Source organism: Actinoplanes sp. ATCC 53533 (genome assembly GCF_003947245.1).
This window is the reverse complement of the sequence record NZ_QHHV01000130.1, coordinates 18490-32106: the sequence shown is the minus strand read 5'-3', so window position 1 is coordinate 32106 and position 13617 is coordinate 18490. Positions and strand designations below refer to the sequence as shown.

The 13617-nt window shown below is 73.5% G+C and carries 11 protein-coding genes; 5 read left to right on the top strand and 6 right to left on the bottom strand.

Going from position 1 to position 13617, the window contains the following annotated elements; translation table 11 throughout:
* Positions 1 to 94: 94 nt before the first annotated feature.
* Positions 95 to 925, bottom strand: a complete 831-nt coding sequence (locus DMB66_RS36575; RefSeq protein ID WP_233625095.1) for an SDR family oxidoreductase — start codon at positions 923 to 925, stop codon at positions 95 to 97.
* 11 nt (positions 926 to 936) lie between these two features.
* Positions 937 to 1359, bottom strand: a complete 423-nt coding sequence (locus tag DMB66_RS36570; RefSeq protein ID WP_125808702.1) for a nitroreductase/quinone reductase family protein — start codon at positions 1357 to 1359, stop codon at positions 937 to 939.
* Between the two features lie 129 nt (positions 1360 to 1488).
* On the opposite strand from DMB66_RS36570, the gene DMB66_RS36565 reads away from it, so the two are divergent.
* Complete coding sequence (locus tag DMB66_RS36565; RefSeq protein WP_125808701.1) at positions 1489 to 2169, top strand: GNAT family N-acetyltransferase; 681 nt, start codon at positions 1489 to 1491, stop codon at positions 2167 to 2169.
* Here the strand turns inward: DMB66_RS36565 and DMB66_RS36560 are convergent.
* Together DMB66_RS36560 and DMB66_RS65340 are read right to left on the bottom strand one after the other, a co-directional pair.
* On the bottom strand, positions 2166 to 3341 hold the full coding sequence (locus tag DMB66_RS36560; RefSeq protein WP_125808700.1) for an acyl-CoA dehydrogenase family protein: 1176 nt from the start codon (positions 3339 to 3341) through the stop codon (positions 2166 to 2168). The genes DMB66_RS36565 and DMB66_RS36560 overlap by 4 nt on opposite strands.
* A 27-nt stretch (positions 3342 to 3368) precedes the next feature.
* Positions 3369 to 3491 carry a hypothetical protein gene (locus DMB66_RS65340; protein ID WP_255441167.1) on the bottom strand — a complete coding sequence of 41 codons (123 nt, stop codon included), beginning with the start codon at positions 3489 to 3491 and terminating at the stop codon, positions 3369 to 3371.
* Between the two features lie 227 nt (positions 3492 to 3718).
* Between DMB66_RS65340 and DMB66_RS36555 the strand changes: the two genes are divergently transcribed.
* From DMB66_RS36555 to DMB66_RS36540, 4 genes are all read left to right on the top strand, one after another.
* Entirely contained in the window at positions 3719 to 6088 is a 2370-nt protein-coding gene (locus tag DMB66_RS36555) for a helix-turn-helix transcriptional regulator (RefSeq protein WP_125808699.1), read from the top strand.
* A 163-nt stretch (positions 6089 to 6251) separates the two neighbouring features.
* Positions 6252 to 7301 (top strand): permease, encoded by a 1050-nt coding sequence (locus tag DMB66_RS36550; protein ID WP_125808698.1) that lies wholly within the window; start codon positions 6252 to 6254, stop codon positions 7299 to 7301.
* Positions 7298 to 7999: a TIGR03943 family protein gene (locus DMB66_RS36545; RefSeq protein WP_125808697.1), complete on the top strand. Its 702-nt coding sequence runs from the start codon at positions 7298 to 7300 to the stop codon at positions 7997 to 7999. Before DMB66_RS36550 ends, DMB66_RS36545 begins: the two co-directional genes overlap by 4 nt.
* A complete protein-coding gene (locus DMB66_RS36540) occupies positions 7996 to 9069 on the top strand; it encodes a hypothetical protein (protein WP_125808696.1) in 1074 nt (357 codons plus the stop codon). The genes DMB66_RS36545 and DMB66_RS36540 overlap by 4 nt, the downstream gene beginning before the upstream one ends.
* A gap of 47 nt (positions 9070 to 9116) precedes the next feature.
* Here the strand turns inward: DMB66_RS36540 and DMB66_RS36535 are convergent, their stop codons facing one another.
* Positions 9117 to 11228, bottom strand: a complete 2112-nt coding sequence (locus DMB66_RS36535) for a PhoX family phosphatase (protein WP_125808695.1) — start codon at positions 11226 to 11228, stop codon at positions 9117 to 9119.
* A gap of 206 nt (positions 11229 to 11434) precedes the next feature.
* Entirely contained in the window at positions 11435 to 13537 is a 2103-nt protein-coding gene (locus tag DMB66_RS36530; RefSeq protein ID WP_125808694.1) for a PhoX family phosphatase, read from the bottom strand.
* Between the last annotated feature and the right edge of the window lie 80 nt (positions 13538 to 13617).

Here is a 13617-nt window from a genome sequence, read left to right as displayed (position 1 = left end):
CCTGAACACAGCGGTTCCTCGCATGTCCATACCTTTCCCTGAGCCGAGTGGGTCACCGCCACCGTAGGACGGCGGCGGGGCGGGCGCTACCGGTTTACCGGGCCAGTAGCTCCGCGAGTGAGGTGGCGGGACGCCCGATGAGGCGCGGCACCGCGTCGCTGACGGCGGCGAGCTCACCGGCGGCGATGGCGGTGTAGGTGGAGACCCACGCGTCGACCAGCCAGTCCTCCGCGCCGTAGGAGGCGCGGGACCGGTACGCCTGCTCCACGGTCTCCGGCTCGTACGTGGCCGACAGCAGGGCGGCGATCTCGTACAGCGAGAGCGCCTCCGGCCCGGTCAGGTCGTACGTGCGGCCGGCATGCGCCGCGGGGTCGGTGAGCACCACGGTCGCGGCCTCGGCGATGTCGTCCTGGGCGACGGCGGCCACCCGCCCGTCGCCGGCCGGGCCACGGATGACGCCGTCCGCGCCGGCCAGGCCCGGCAGGAAGTCGGCGTAGAGGTTGTCCCGCAGGAACGTGAAGGCCAGCCCGCTGGCCCGGATGTGCTGCTCGGTGTGCCAGTGGTCGCGCGCGTGGGTGAAGGTCGCGTCGGGCGCGGCGCCGGCGAAGGACACGTAGACCAGGTGGCCGACCCCGGCCGCAGCGGCGGCGTCGACGAAGGCCCGGTGCAGCTCGACCCGGTCGCGGCTCTCCGTGGCGGAGACCATCAACACCACCGGTACTCCGTCGAGGGCGTACCGGACGGCGTCGCTGTCGGCGAAACCGGCCCGGGCGACGGTGGCGCCGGGCAGCTCCGGGGCGCGGGCCGGGTCACGGACCAGCAGGTGCTGCGCCGTGCCCCGGGCCGCGAGGCGGCGGGCCACCCGGCCGCCGAGCTGACCGGTGGCACCGGTGACGGCGATCCGGGGCTTGGCGGTGGCGGTCATGGGATCGCTCATCAGGCGGAGGGAGCGACCTTGAGCCGGACGACCGGGAACTTACGGTCGGTCTTCTTCTCGTACTCCCGGGCGTCCGGCCAGTACTCGCGCCAGATCCCGTAGGTGTCCTCCCAGCTCGGGTCGCCGGGCCGGACCACCTCGTAGTCGGCGGTGGTGGTGGCCGGGCCGAGCTCGATCGTGGCCGGGCCGGTGCCGGCCTCGAGGTTCGCGACCCACTGCGGGTCCTGCGGCGCGCCGCCGAGGCTGCCGCAGAGCACGTACCCGTCCGCGTCGGGCGCCGCGACCAGCGGGGTGACGAACTCCTCGCCGGATCGCCGTCCGATGTGGTGCAGCAGAACGAGGGTCTTGCCCTCGAAGGGCGCGCCGACCACGCCGTCGTTCGCCCGGAAGGTCTCGATGATGCTGTCATTGAAAGACGCCATGAGCACAGGCTAGCCGAATGATCACCGGTGGGCCGATCGCGATCGACTTCGGCTCGCCGATGCCACCCCGCCGCACGGTGACCGGAATCTCGCTGGGCTGCGCGGGCCGCCCCGGGCAGAATCGGCGGAGTGCAGATTCTGGACAATCCGGCGTGGGCCGCGCTGACCGGCCCGCAGGCCGGCTTCGCCGAGCGGCACGGCCGCAGCGCCCGCTACCCCACCGACGTCAGCCCGTTCGCGGCGCTGGCCGACCCGGCCGACCCGGCCGCCTGGCGCGACCTCGCCGAGCTGTCCGGCCCCGGCGCCGAGCCGCTGCTCGCGGCGCCGGGACTGACCGGCCAGCCGGGCTGGACCCACGCCGGCGGGGCGTCGGGTGTGCAGCTCGTCGGCACCGGCGTGCGCGGCGCGACGGACCCGGAGGCGCTGGTGCTGACCGCCGCCGACGTGCCGGAGATCCTCGACCTGGTCGCGCGGACCCGGCCGGGGCCGTTCGGCAAGCGCACCCCGGAGCTCGGCGCCTACCTGGGCATCCGGCGCGGGGGTGCGCTGGTGGCGCTGGCCGGTGAGCGGATGCGGCTGGACGGATACACCGAGATCAGCGCGGTCTGCACCGACCCGGCGCACCGCGGTGCCGGGCTGGCGGCGCGGCTGATCCGGGCGGTGGTCGCGGTCATCCGGGCACGCGGGGACGTCCCGTTCCTGCACGCGGCGGACGACAACACCGGCGCGATCCGGCTCTACGAGCACCTCGGCTTCACGATCCGCACCCCGATCGTGTTCGGCGCCTACCGGCTGGAGACCCCCTCCTAGAGCTGGCCGTGGTTCGGCGGTCGCACGCCGGCCAGTTCCCAGGCCGCCAGGTGGTGGTACTTCCAGTCCAGCGGGTCGTGCACGCTGTGCGTCCGGGCGTTGCGCCAGTGCCGGTCGAGGTCGTACTTCGCCGCGGTCGAGCTGGTGCCGCACATCGCGAACAGCTCCGACGCCGTCTCGACCGCCACCTCACTGGCGAAGGCCTTGGCGGCGGCCACCGCCAGCGAGCCCCGGGCGGCCGCCCCGGCGTCGGGCGGGACCAGGCCGACCTCCTCGAGGACGGCGGCCGCCTCGCGCATCAGGGCGGCGGCCGCGCGTACCCGGGTCGCCGTGCGGCCGTACCGGTGCAGCACGTGGGGGTCGCCCGCCGCCGTGGCGGCACCGGCGCGCACGGCCTCGGTGGACGGCCGGGCCTTCTCCCGCAGGTAGGCGGTGGCGTCGCGCAGCGCGCCCTCGGCGATGCCGACCTCGATCGCCGCGTGCACGAGCTGGGCCCGCGCGCCGAGCTGCTGCGGCACCTCGAAGGCGCCCGCGTAGTCCAGGATCAGCTCGGCCGGCACGTCGGAGAAGGTCGTGGTGCCGCTGATCGTGGCGCGCTGGCCCATGACGTCCCAGTCGGTGTCGACGGTGACGCCGTCCGCGTCGCGCGGCACGAAGGCCAGCACCAGCCGGCCGTCGCCGTCCAGCGCGCTGACCGCGATCCAGGCGGCGGTCAGCGCGCCGGTGCAGTAGTACTTGCGGCCGCTGAGCAGGCCCTCCTTCACCCGGGTCGACAGGTCCTGGGCGTGCTTGCCACCGCGCTCGGCCAGCGCGTTGCCGAGCCGCCGGCCGGCCAGCACGTCGCCGAACAGCCGGGCGCGCAGCGGTGCGGCGCCGTGCACGGCGAGCACGTCGACCAGCAGGTAGTGCGACTGCGGGACCTGGGCGATCGCCGGGTCGACCGCGGCGATGATCCGGGTCACCTCGGCCAGCGTGACCGGACCCAGCGCCGGGCCGCCGTCGGCGGCCGGCACGGTGATCGCGAGCAGGCCCGAGCCGTCGAGGGCGGCGAGCGCCGCGGCCGGTACGGCGTCGGCACCGTCCCGGTCGCGCTGGATCACCCCCGGGGCGAGCGCCGCGGCGACCCGGGCGGCGGCGGCGAGGGCGGCGTCATGCGAGTCGATGGTCGGCACCGCCCGATCGTAGGCGCATCCGGATGGCTACTCGTCGTCCGAAGAGCCCGTGTCGTGCTTCCGCGTTCGATCGGCCACGAGCGTGGTCAAGGTGATCGCGGCGGCCACCAGCTGCAGCAGGTCGCCGGTGGTGTGAATGAGCCAGTGCATGGTGATCGCTCCCGCTGTCGTGGTGTCCGGGAAGCCGGCCGGCGTCCCCGGTGACGAGTCCAGCTCAGCAGGCTGTGCCGGGGTCCGGCACCGGTCGCGGAGGAACCCGGTAGCGGGCCGGGCCGGCCGGGGCCGGCGGCTGCGCGTTCGCCGCGAACCGGGCGCGGTTTGTACGCTGTCCGCCGTGTCCGGTGCGGCACGACCGGACAGGTGAGAGGGGGCGGAGGGTGGCCGTTGACCCCACCACGGTGGACACTCGGGCGGGATTCGCCGCGGGGCTCGCCGAGCTGCGCGCGGACGCTGGTCTGTCGCTGCACGGGGTGCAGCGCCGTGCCGAGGAGATGCCCGGGGCCGTGCTCCTGCCCCGGAGCACGGTCAGCGACATCTGCACCGGCACGTCGACGCCGTCGCCGGAGACGTTGGCGACGTTCCTGCGGGCTTGCCGGGTGCCGGAGGCCGCCGTGCCGGGCTGGATGGCCGCGCGGGAGCGGGCGATCACCGAAGCCGCGCGCCAGGTGCCCGGCGCGGTGCGGGTGCGGCACGCCCTGCCCCGGTGGCTCGGCGTGCACGCGGCGATCGACGTCGGCGATGCCGATGATGAGCTTCCGGTGTACGTGCCGCGTGATCTGGACGACGAGCTACGCCCGGCGATCGCCGCCGCCGCCGAGCGGGGAGGATTCGTCCTGCTCCAAGGTGATTCGTCCGTGGGTAAGACCCGGGCCTTGTTCGAGGCGGTCCGGGCCGTGCTGCCGGAGTGGTGGCTGGTGCACCCGGGCGACGCGGACGCGGTCCGGGCGTTCGCCGGCACGCCGACGGCGAGGGCGGTGGTGTGGCTCGACGAGCTGCAGCGCTATCTCGACCATCCGGGTGGTCTCCCGGTCGCCGCCGTGCGCGCACTGCTCGCCGCGAAACTGGTGGTGGTGGGCACGTGGTGGCTGGAGCACTACCGCACCCGCAGCGCACAACCCCTGCCCGGACGCCCCGACCTGTACGCCAACGACCGCGAGCTGCTCCGCCTGGCCCGTCTCATCGATGTCGGCGGGTGCTTCAGTCCGGCGGAGCGACGCCGCGCGGAGGCCCGCGCCGGCGACCGGCGCATCCGCGCCGCCCTGGACACCCGCGACGCGGGGCTCACCCAGGTGCTGGCCGCCGCCCCCGAACTGATCCGCTGCTGGGAGCACGCCCCGGCCGCGGACTGCTACGGCAAGGCGGTCATCACCGCGGCGCTGGATGCCCGGCGCGTCGGCGCCGGCGCGCCGTTGACCCGAGAGTTTCTCGAGGCGGCGGCGCCGGCCTATCTCACGTCGGCGCAGCAGGCCGTCGCGCCGCCCGACTGGCTCGATCAGGGCATCGGCTACGCCACCACCGTGCTGCGGGGCGCCGCGAGTGCGCTCGTGCCCGTAGCGGCCGGCATGGGCCGGATCGCCGGCTACACCGTGGCGGACTACCTGCGGCAGTACGCGCTTCGGGCACGCCGGACCGTCGTGGTCCCGGATGCCGTATGGCAGGCCCTGGTCGACCATCATCATCGCGACGACCGGCAGCGGCTGGCCGACAACGCGGGCCGCCGGGGGCACGATCGCTACGAGAAGGCGCTCTATGAACAGGCCACCGAGGATGGGAGTCCGGTCGCCGAGGAATGGTTGGAGGAAGAGCAGGCGGAGAGCTGCCCCACGGAAGAGCTCCGGGAACTCGCCGCCGCGGGAAACTGGTTCGCCGGCCGGCGGCTGGCCGAATGGCTCGCCGAGAACGGGCGCATCGATGAATTGCGCCGGCTGGCCGGCAAGGACAACTGGACCGCGACCGAATATCTCGTCGAGTGGCTGGTGGAGGCCGGTGACTTCGACGACGCCCTCGCGGTCCTGCGCGAGCATTCCTCGGACGACGGCCACCGCGAGGCGACGTCGATGCTCAATGAGGTGCTCCGCCAGGCCGGCCGCATCGAAGAGCTGGAGAAGCGCGCCGACTCGGGTGACAGCAGCGCCCGCGTGCCGCTGGCCGAGCTGCTCGTCAAGCATCGTCGGCTCGACCGGCTGAGGGCCCTGGCGAACGCCTATCCGGACGACTCCGAAATCACCGAGATACTGATAGACGGACTCCTCCGGAATGGGCGCTTCGGCGAATTGCGCAGGCGCACCGACGCCGGCGAGGAAGACGCTCGCGAGGCATGGTATTACGTGCTGGCGAGCAAGGGCGACGAGGATGAACTGCGCGGGCGCGCCGAGCGCGGCTGCGGCTCCGCCCGGCGCTGGATCGGCTGGCTCCACGCCAGCCGGGGCCGCGCCGATGAGGCGATCCTGATCCTGCGTGGCTGCGCCGATGCCGATGTGCGGGCGATGGGTCTGCTGACCAGGCTGCTCGCCGAACAAGGTCGCGTCGAAGAGCTCAGGGCCCGCGCCGACGCCGGCGACTACCTCGCGGCATGCCACCTCGTGCGGCTGTTCGCCGCTCGGCGAGATGTCGAGGCGCTCCGGGCCGAGGTGGCCGCGGGCACCCCCGACGCCAGGGAATGCCTCGCGGAGCTCAGCGGTGGCCCGGGCGGCCGCCCCGGCACCGGGCAGCGCTCGGGGCTGTATCCGGCATGGCACCGGCTCTGACGGTCGATCACCGCCCCGCGGGTCGCGGGCCGCATCACCACGTGTGCATATGCGCAGGTCAGCATGGGCAACTCACGCGGTCGCGGGATGTCCGTCCGGGCGGGCGGGTCGGTATGGTGGGCGGCGGCCGACCGACCCCACACCGCGATCCGGAGTGAGCACTGTGACCGCACCCGAGGACGTCACCACCCGTGGTGACACCGCGCCGGCGGACGACACCGGCCCCAGCCCGGCACCACCCGCGCCACCGGACGAGCCCGCCCGCGGCCGCCGGATCGGCTCGGTCGAGGTGCTCGCCGTGCTGCTCGTGCTGCTCGTCGTCTTCCGCAACCCGCTGGCCGCGCTGATCTCCGCGCCCCGGTTGCAGACCTGGACCACGGTGTTCGTCTCGGTCCTGGTGCAGGCCGTGCCGTTCCTGGTGTTCGGCGTGGTGCTCTCGGCGGTCATCGCCGTGTTCGTCCCGCGCTCGTTCTGGGCCAAGGCCCTGCCGCGGCATCCCGCCCTGGCGGTGCCCGCCGCCGGGCTCGCCGGGGTGGTCCTGCCCGGGTGCGAGTGCGGCAGCGTGCCGATCGCCGGATCGCTGATCCGCCGCGGTGTCACGCCCGCCGCCGCGCTGGCGTTCCTGCTGGCCGCCCCGGCGATCAACCCGATCGTGCTGACCGCCACCGCGGTGGCCTTCCCCGGCAACCCGGAGATGGTGGTCGCCCGGGGCCTCGCCAGCCTGGTCGTGGCCGTGGCGATGGGCTGGCTCTGGCTGCGGCTCGGCAAGGCCGAATGGATCAAGCTGCCGGCCCGCCCGCACGAGGACGGCTCGAAGCTCAAGGCGTTCGTCGCCGCCTGCCGGCACGACGTCATGCACGCCGGCGGGTTCCTGGTGCTCGGCGCCGCGGCCGCCGCCACCATCAACGTGGTGGTGCCGGAGAGCTGGCTGCAGACGCTGGCGGACAACGAGGTGCTGTCGATCATCGCCCTGGCCGTGCTGGCCGTGCTGCTGTCGATCTGCAGCGAGGCCGACGCGTTCGTGGCGGCGTCGCTGTCGCAGTTCTCGCTGACCTCCCGACTGGTGTTCCTGGTGGTCGGGCCGATGGTCGACCTCAAGCTGATCGCCATGCAGACCGGCGTGTTCGGGCGGCGCTTCACCGTCCGGTTCGCCCCCACGACGTTCCTCGCGGCGGTCCTGGTGGGCACGGCCTTCGGGGCGGTGCTGCTGTGAACAAGCAGGCCCAGGCCGTGATCATGCTGCTGTTCGGCGGCGCGATCCTCAAGGCCAGCCTCTCCGACCTGTACCTGCGGTATGTCAAGGAGGGCCTGCGGCCCTTCCTGATCGGCGCGGGGGTGCTGCTGGTCGCGGCGGCCGTGCTGACCCTCTGGTACGACCTGCGCGGCAAGGCCGACGCGCACGGCCACGACCACGAGCCGAAGGTGGGCTGGCTGCTGCTGCTCCCGGTGCTCGGGCTGCTGCTGGTGGCGCCGCCGGCGCTGGGCTCGTACGCGGCCGGCCAGGCCGGGACGGTGCTGACCGCCCCCGGCACGGACTCCGACTATCCGGCGCTGCCGGCCGGTGACCCGGTCGACGTGGGGCTGCTCGACTACGCCTCGCGGGCGGTCTTCGACGGCGGGCGCAGCCTGACCGGCCGGAGCCTGCGGCTGACCGGTTTCGTCACCCCCGGCCCGGACGGGCAGCCGATGCTCGCCCGGATGGTGATGTCCTGCTGCGCCGCCGACGGCCGGCCGATCAAGGTCGCGCTCAGCGGGGACGTCCCGACGGCCGTACCGGCGGACACCTGGATCCAGGTGGTCGGCGCGTGGACGGACAAAACCGAACAGGACCCGGTCAACCAGGCCCAGGTGCCGTACCTGGAGGTGCGTTCCTGGCAGGAGATCCCCGCGCCGAAGCAGCAGTACGAGTGAGGAAGCTGCCAGCCCTCGCCGGCCTGGCCGTCGCCCTCGCGGCGGGCGCCGCGCTGCTGGTATACGCACCGGGCGAGCCGGAGCCCGCGCCCGGCGCCCGGGTGGCGCTGGCCGCCGCCTGGCCCGGTGCGCAGCGCGCCGACCTGCCCGGCAACCTGCCCGACGGGCCGATCTACCACCCGGGCATCTTCCTCGACGCCCGCACCAGCGTCGGCACCGCGCCGAGCCCGGACGGCGACGCCGAGCGGCTGCTCGTGCGCGACGCCGACGGGACCGTCCGCGAGCTGCGCCGCCGCCCGCTGCCGTCGAGCCCGGAGTTCGGCACGTTCGCGGTCAGCGGCGACGACCTGGTGTGGACGGAGTCCGCCGGCGGCGCCAAGCCGGAGATCTGGACGGCGAAGACCACCGGCGGACCGGCCCGGCGGCTGACCGGCGACACCGGCAACGCGGTGTTCTTCGGCTCCCAGTGGGACCTGGTGGTCGCCGACGGCCGGGTGCACTGGGCCGCCGCCGCACCGGCGGGCGAGCAGGTCACCGAGATCCGCTCGGTCGCCCTGGCCGGCGGCGCGGTCGCGGTCCGCAAGGAGCCCGGCACCTGGGCGCTGACGGCGTGGCCGTGGCTGACCGACGGCGGCGGCGACCAGGCCGGCACGACCCGGCTGCGCAACATGGCGACCAACCGGGACATCCCGGTCACCAGCACCGGCACGGAGCTGGTGACCTGCGCCGTGGCCTGGTGCCGGGTGCTGGTGATGAACGGCGACGGGCTGGCCCGCATCGACCTCATGCACCCGGACGGCTCGGCGCGCCGGCGGGTCGCGGGCAGTTCCGCGGGGGCGGCGGTCCCCGACGTGGCCGTGCTGGACCGCTTCGAGATCCTGTCGGAGACCGGCCCGGACTCGGACCTGACCGGTACGGCGGGGCTGCTGGTCTACGACATCCGGGCGGGCCGCACGGTGGACCTCAGCCCGGCGGTCGACGGCGTGTTCAGCCGCAACGGCGTGCTGTGGTGGGCGACCGGCGACCAGGACTCACTCGTCTGGCACACGGTGGACCTGCGCACCGTGTAGGCCCCCGTTCCCGGCGCGGTGACGACGCCGGGAACGGGTCCCCTACCTCAGCTGCCGACCGGCCCGCCGTCGAGCCGCCAGGTGACCACGACGGAGGGCTTGGCGAAGTCGCCGTCCGGCCAGGTGGAGGCCGGCTTCTCGACGCTGGCGCCGGAGATCTCACCGGGGTGCTGGACCGCGACGAACACCGACCGGTCGTCGCCGGTGATGAACGGCCCACAGGTCTCCGCACCCAGCGGCACGGTCAGGAACTGCTTGAGATGACCGCGCTCGGAGCCCTCGATCGCGGTGGCGAACAGCCCGTCGTTGCCGCCCAGGGCGTTGCCGTCGGTGGAGATCCACAGGTTGCCGGCGCTGTCGAAGGCCACGTTGTCCGGGCAGGAGATCGGCGAGACCGCGGTCTTGTCGTAGCCGGCGAAATACGTCGACGGGTCGGCCGGGTCGCCGCACACGATCGGCAGCGACCAGCTGAACGACTCCCCGGTGTGGTCGCCGCGGTCCTCGACCAGCTCGAAGATGTGCCCGTGCTTGTTGGCGTTGCGCGGGTTGGCCTCGTCCACGCCCGGGTTCGTGCCCACCCCGCGGTTGGTGTTGTTGGTCATGGCCGCGTAGATCTTGCCGGTGCGGGGGCTGGGCTGCACGTCCTCGGGCCGGTCCATCTTGGTCGCCAGCACCGCATCGCCGGCCAACCGGGTGAAGGTCAGCACGTCCGCGGCCGTCATGCCGGGCACGTACGAGCGGTTGCCCGACACCAGCTTGATCCACCGGCCGGTACCGTCGAAGGCGCCGTCGGCGGGCAGCTTGCCGGTGCCGTCGATCTCGGCGGCCGGGCTGTCGCCGGCGAGCTTCGCGACGTAGAGCGTGCCCGACTCCAGCAGGGTCAGGTTGTGCCGGCGGGCGTGCGCCGAGTCGCCGGGGATGTACTTGCCGTCGGAGACGAACTTGTACAGGTAGTCGAACCGCTCGTCGTCGCCCATGTAGGCGACCACCTTGCCGTTCTTCGCCACGATGACGTTGGCGCCCTCGTGCTTGAACCGGCCCATCGCGGTGTGCTTGCGCGGCTTGGCGTCCGGGTCGAACGGGTCGACCTCGACGATCCAGCCGAAGCGGTGCGCCTCGTTCGGGTGCTTGGCCAGGTCGAAACGCTCCTGCGCGCGGTCCCAGCGGCGCGAGCCGGCCGGCACTCGGGTGGTGGTGGAGATGCCGTACCGGGCGAGCTTGGGCTTGAGCGCCTCGGGCGCCGCGTCGCCACCGACGAAATACTGGTTGAAGTTCTCCTCGCCGGACAGCACGGTGCCCCACGGGGTGACGCCGCCGGCGCAGTTGTTGAGCGTACCGATCGGGGTGGTGCCCTTCGGGTCCGCGGCCGTGCGCAGCCAGGCCGAGCCGGCCGCCGGGCCGGTGAAGCGGAACGGCGTCGCCAGCGCGGTGATCCGCCGGTTGTACGGCAGGCGCCGCGCGCGCACGGGCTGCCACTGCCCGGTCCGGCCGACCCGTTCGAGCTCGACGACCGAGAGTCCGTGCGCCGCCATCGCGATCTTGAGCTGCTCGACGCTGAGCGCCTCCAGGCCGGTGAAGCCGGGGAACATCAGCTCCTCGTTGGTGTACTCGTGGTTGACCACCAGCAGCGCCCGGCTGCCGTCGCGGCCCAGCGGCAGCACCCCGACGAAGTCGTTGTTGTAGCCGAACTGTGCCGACTGGCGCTGCACGCTCTGCCTGGTGATGTCGAACTCGGGCGCGCCCGGCAGCACCGGGTCGCCCCAGCTCAGCACGACGGCCGAGGCGTAGCCGTTCGGGACGATCAGGGTGTCCAGCTTGTTCGGCGGGATGGCCTTGAAGGTCAGCGGGCCGGCCTTGCCCTTCTGGAGGCTCGCGAGCAGCGCCTCCGCGACCGGCGCGGTCTCGGCGGCGGGCGTCGCCAGGGCCGGGCTCGCGGCGGCGGCACCGGCGCCGGCGAAGCCGAGCACCAGAGCGCCCACGGCACCGGCGCGCACCACTCCGCGGCGCGACATCTCGGTGTGCACGACATCGCCGAGGTAGGGATTGTCCGTCCGGTTCGGCACCGGGTGGTCGCAGGCGTTGCCGCAGCGGTAGAGGCAGGTCATCGCGTCGCGCCCGGTGTGGCCGAGCAGCGGCAGCAGGCGGGGTCGTTCAGTCATCGGGCGGAACTCCTCGGCAGGCGAATGGCGCCCGCCGGTCTGGGCCGGCCGACGGGGTCGCCTGACGCTAAGAGCTGCGATTGAGGACGGATCAGCCGTGCGGTGAACGGCGGATGAACACGGCGGCCCCGGCATGCTCAGCTGCCGGGGCCGCCGGTGCTCAGCTGCCGGGGCCGCCGGTGCTCAGCTGCCGGGGCCGCCGGTGCTCAGCTGCCGATCGGGCCGCCGTCGAGGCGCCAGGTGACCACGACGGAGGGCTTCGCGAAGTCGCCGTCGGGCCACGTCGAGGCCGGATTGTCCAGGGTCGCGCCGGTGATCTCGCCCGGATGCTGGACCGCGACGAACACCGAGCGGTCGTCGCCGGTGATGAACGGCCCACAGGTCTCCGCGCCCGGGGGCACGGTCAGGAACTGCTTGAGGTGGCCGCGTTCCGGGCCCTCGATCGCGGTGGCGAACAGCCCGTCGTTGCTGCCCAGGGCGTTGCCGTCGGTGGAGATCCACAGGTTGCCGGCGCTGTCGAAGGCCACGTTGTCCGGGCAGGAGATCGGCGAGACGGCCGACTTGTCGTAGCCGGCGAAATACGTCGACGGGTCGGCCGGGTCGCCGCACACGATCGGCAGCGACCAGCTGAACGACTCCCCGGTGTGGTCGCCGCGGTCCTCGACCAGCTCGAAGATGTGCCCGTGCTTGTTGGCGTTGCGCGGGTTGGCCTCGTCCACGCCCGGGTTCGTGCCCACCCCGCGGTTGACGTTGTTGGTCAGCGCCGCGTAGATCTTGCCGGTCAGCAGGCTGGGCTGCACGTCCTCCGGGCGGTCCATCTTGGTCGCCCCGACGGCGTCACCGGCGAGCCGGGCGAAGGTCAGCACCTCGACGGCGGTCATCCCGGGCACGAAGGACCGCTCCCCCGACACCAGCTTGATCCACCGGCCCGTACCGTCGAAGGCGCCGTCGGCGGGCAGCTTGCCGGTGCCGTCGATCTCGGCGGCCGGGCTGTCGCCGCTGAGCTTCGCGACATAGAGCGTGCCCGACTCCAGCAGGGTCAGGTTGTGCCGGCGGGCCGCGGCCGAGCCGCCCGGGGCGAACTTCTTCGCGGAGACGAACTTGTACAGGTAGTCGAACCGCTCGTCGTCGCCCATGTACGCGGCGACCCGGCCGTCGCGGGCGACGATGACGTTGGCGCCCTCGTGCTTGAACCGGCCCATCGCGGTGTGCTTACGGGGCCGCGAGCGCGGATCGGTCGGGTCGACCTCGACGATCCAGCCGAAGCGGTGCGCCTCGTGCGGGTGTTTGGCCAGGTCGAAACGCTCCTGGGCGCGGTCCCAGCGACGCGAGCCGGCCGGCACCCGGACGGTGGTGGAGATGCCGTAGCGGGCCAGGGTCGGCTTGAGCGCGGCCGGGGCGGCGTCGCCACCGACGAAATACTGGTTGAAGTTCTCCTCGCCGGACAGCACCGTGCCCCACGGCGTGACGCCGCCGGCGCAGTTGTTGAGCGTACCGATCGGGGTGGTGCCCTGCGGGTCCGCCGCGGTCCGCAGCAGCGGGGTGCCGGCGGCCGGGCCGGTGAACCGGAACGGGGTGTCCAGCATGGTGATCCGCCGGTTGTACGGCCGGTGCCGCCCGCCGACGGGCCGCCACTGCCCGGTGCCGCCGACCCGCTCCAGCTCCACCACCGACATCCCGTGCGCGGCCAGGCCCACCCGGACCTGCTCGACGGTGAGCGCCTCCTGGCTGGTGAAGCCGGGGAACATCAGCTCCTCGTTGGTGTATTCGTGGTTGGCGACCAGCAGCGCCCGGCGGCCGTCGCGGCCCAGCGGCAGCACGGCGAGGAAGTCGTTGTTGTAACCGAACTGCGCCGACTGGAGCTTGGCGGTCTGCCGGTGCACGTCGAGGCCGGGCACGCCGGGCAGGATCGGGTCGCCCCAGCGGATGACCACGGCGCTGTCGTAGCCGTTGGGCACGATCAGGCTGTCCAGCTCGTTCGGCGGGATCGGCTTGAAGGTCAGCGCCCCGGCCTTGCCCTTCTGGGTCGCGAGCAGCTCCCCCGCGACCGGCGCGGTCTCGGCGCCGCTCGCCGCGGCGGCGGTGGCCGGGGCGCCGAAGCCGAGCACGAGGGCGCCGACGGCGCCGGCCCGGACGACACCGCGGCGGGTCATCGCGGCATTGACCACGTCACCGAGGTACGGGTTGGCCGACTCGTTCGGCGCGGGATGGTCGCACGCGTTGCCGCAGCGGTACAGGCAGGTCCGCGCGTCGCGGCCGGCGTGGCCCGCCGGGCCCAGCAGGGGTAACAGTCGGGGTCGATCGGTCATCGGACGGTCTCCTCACGCCACTGTGCACAGATCAAGATCGATGCCGTACGGGTGAGCCTAGTCTCCACAGAAGGTGAACG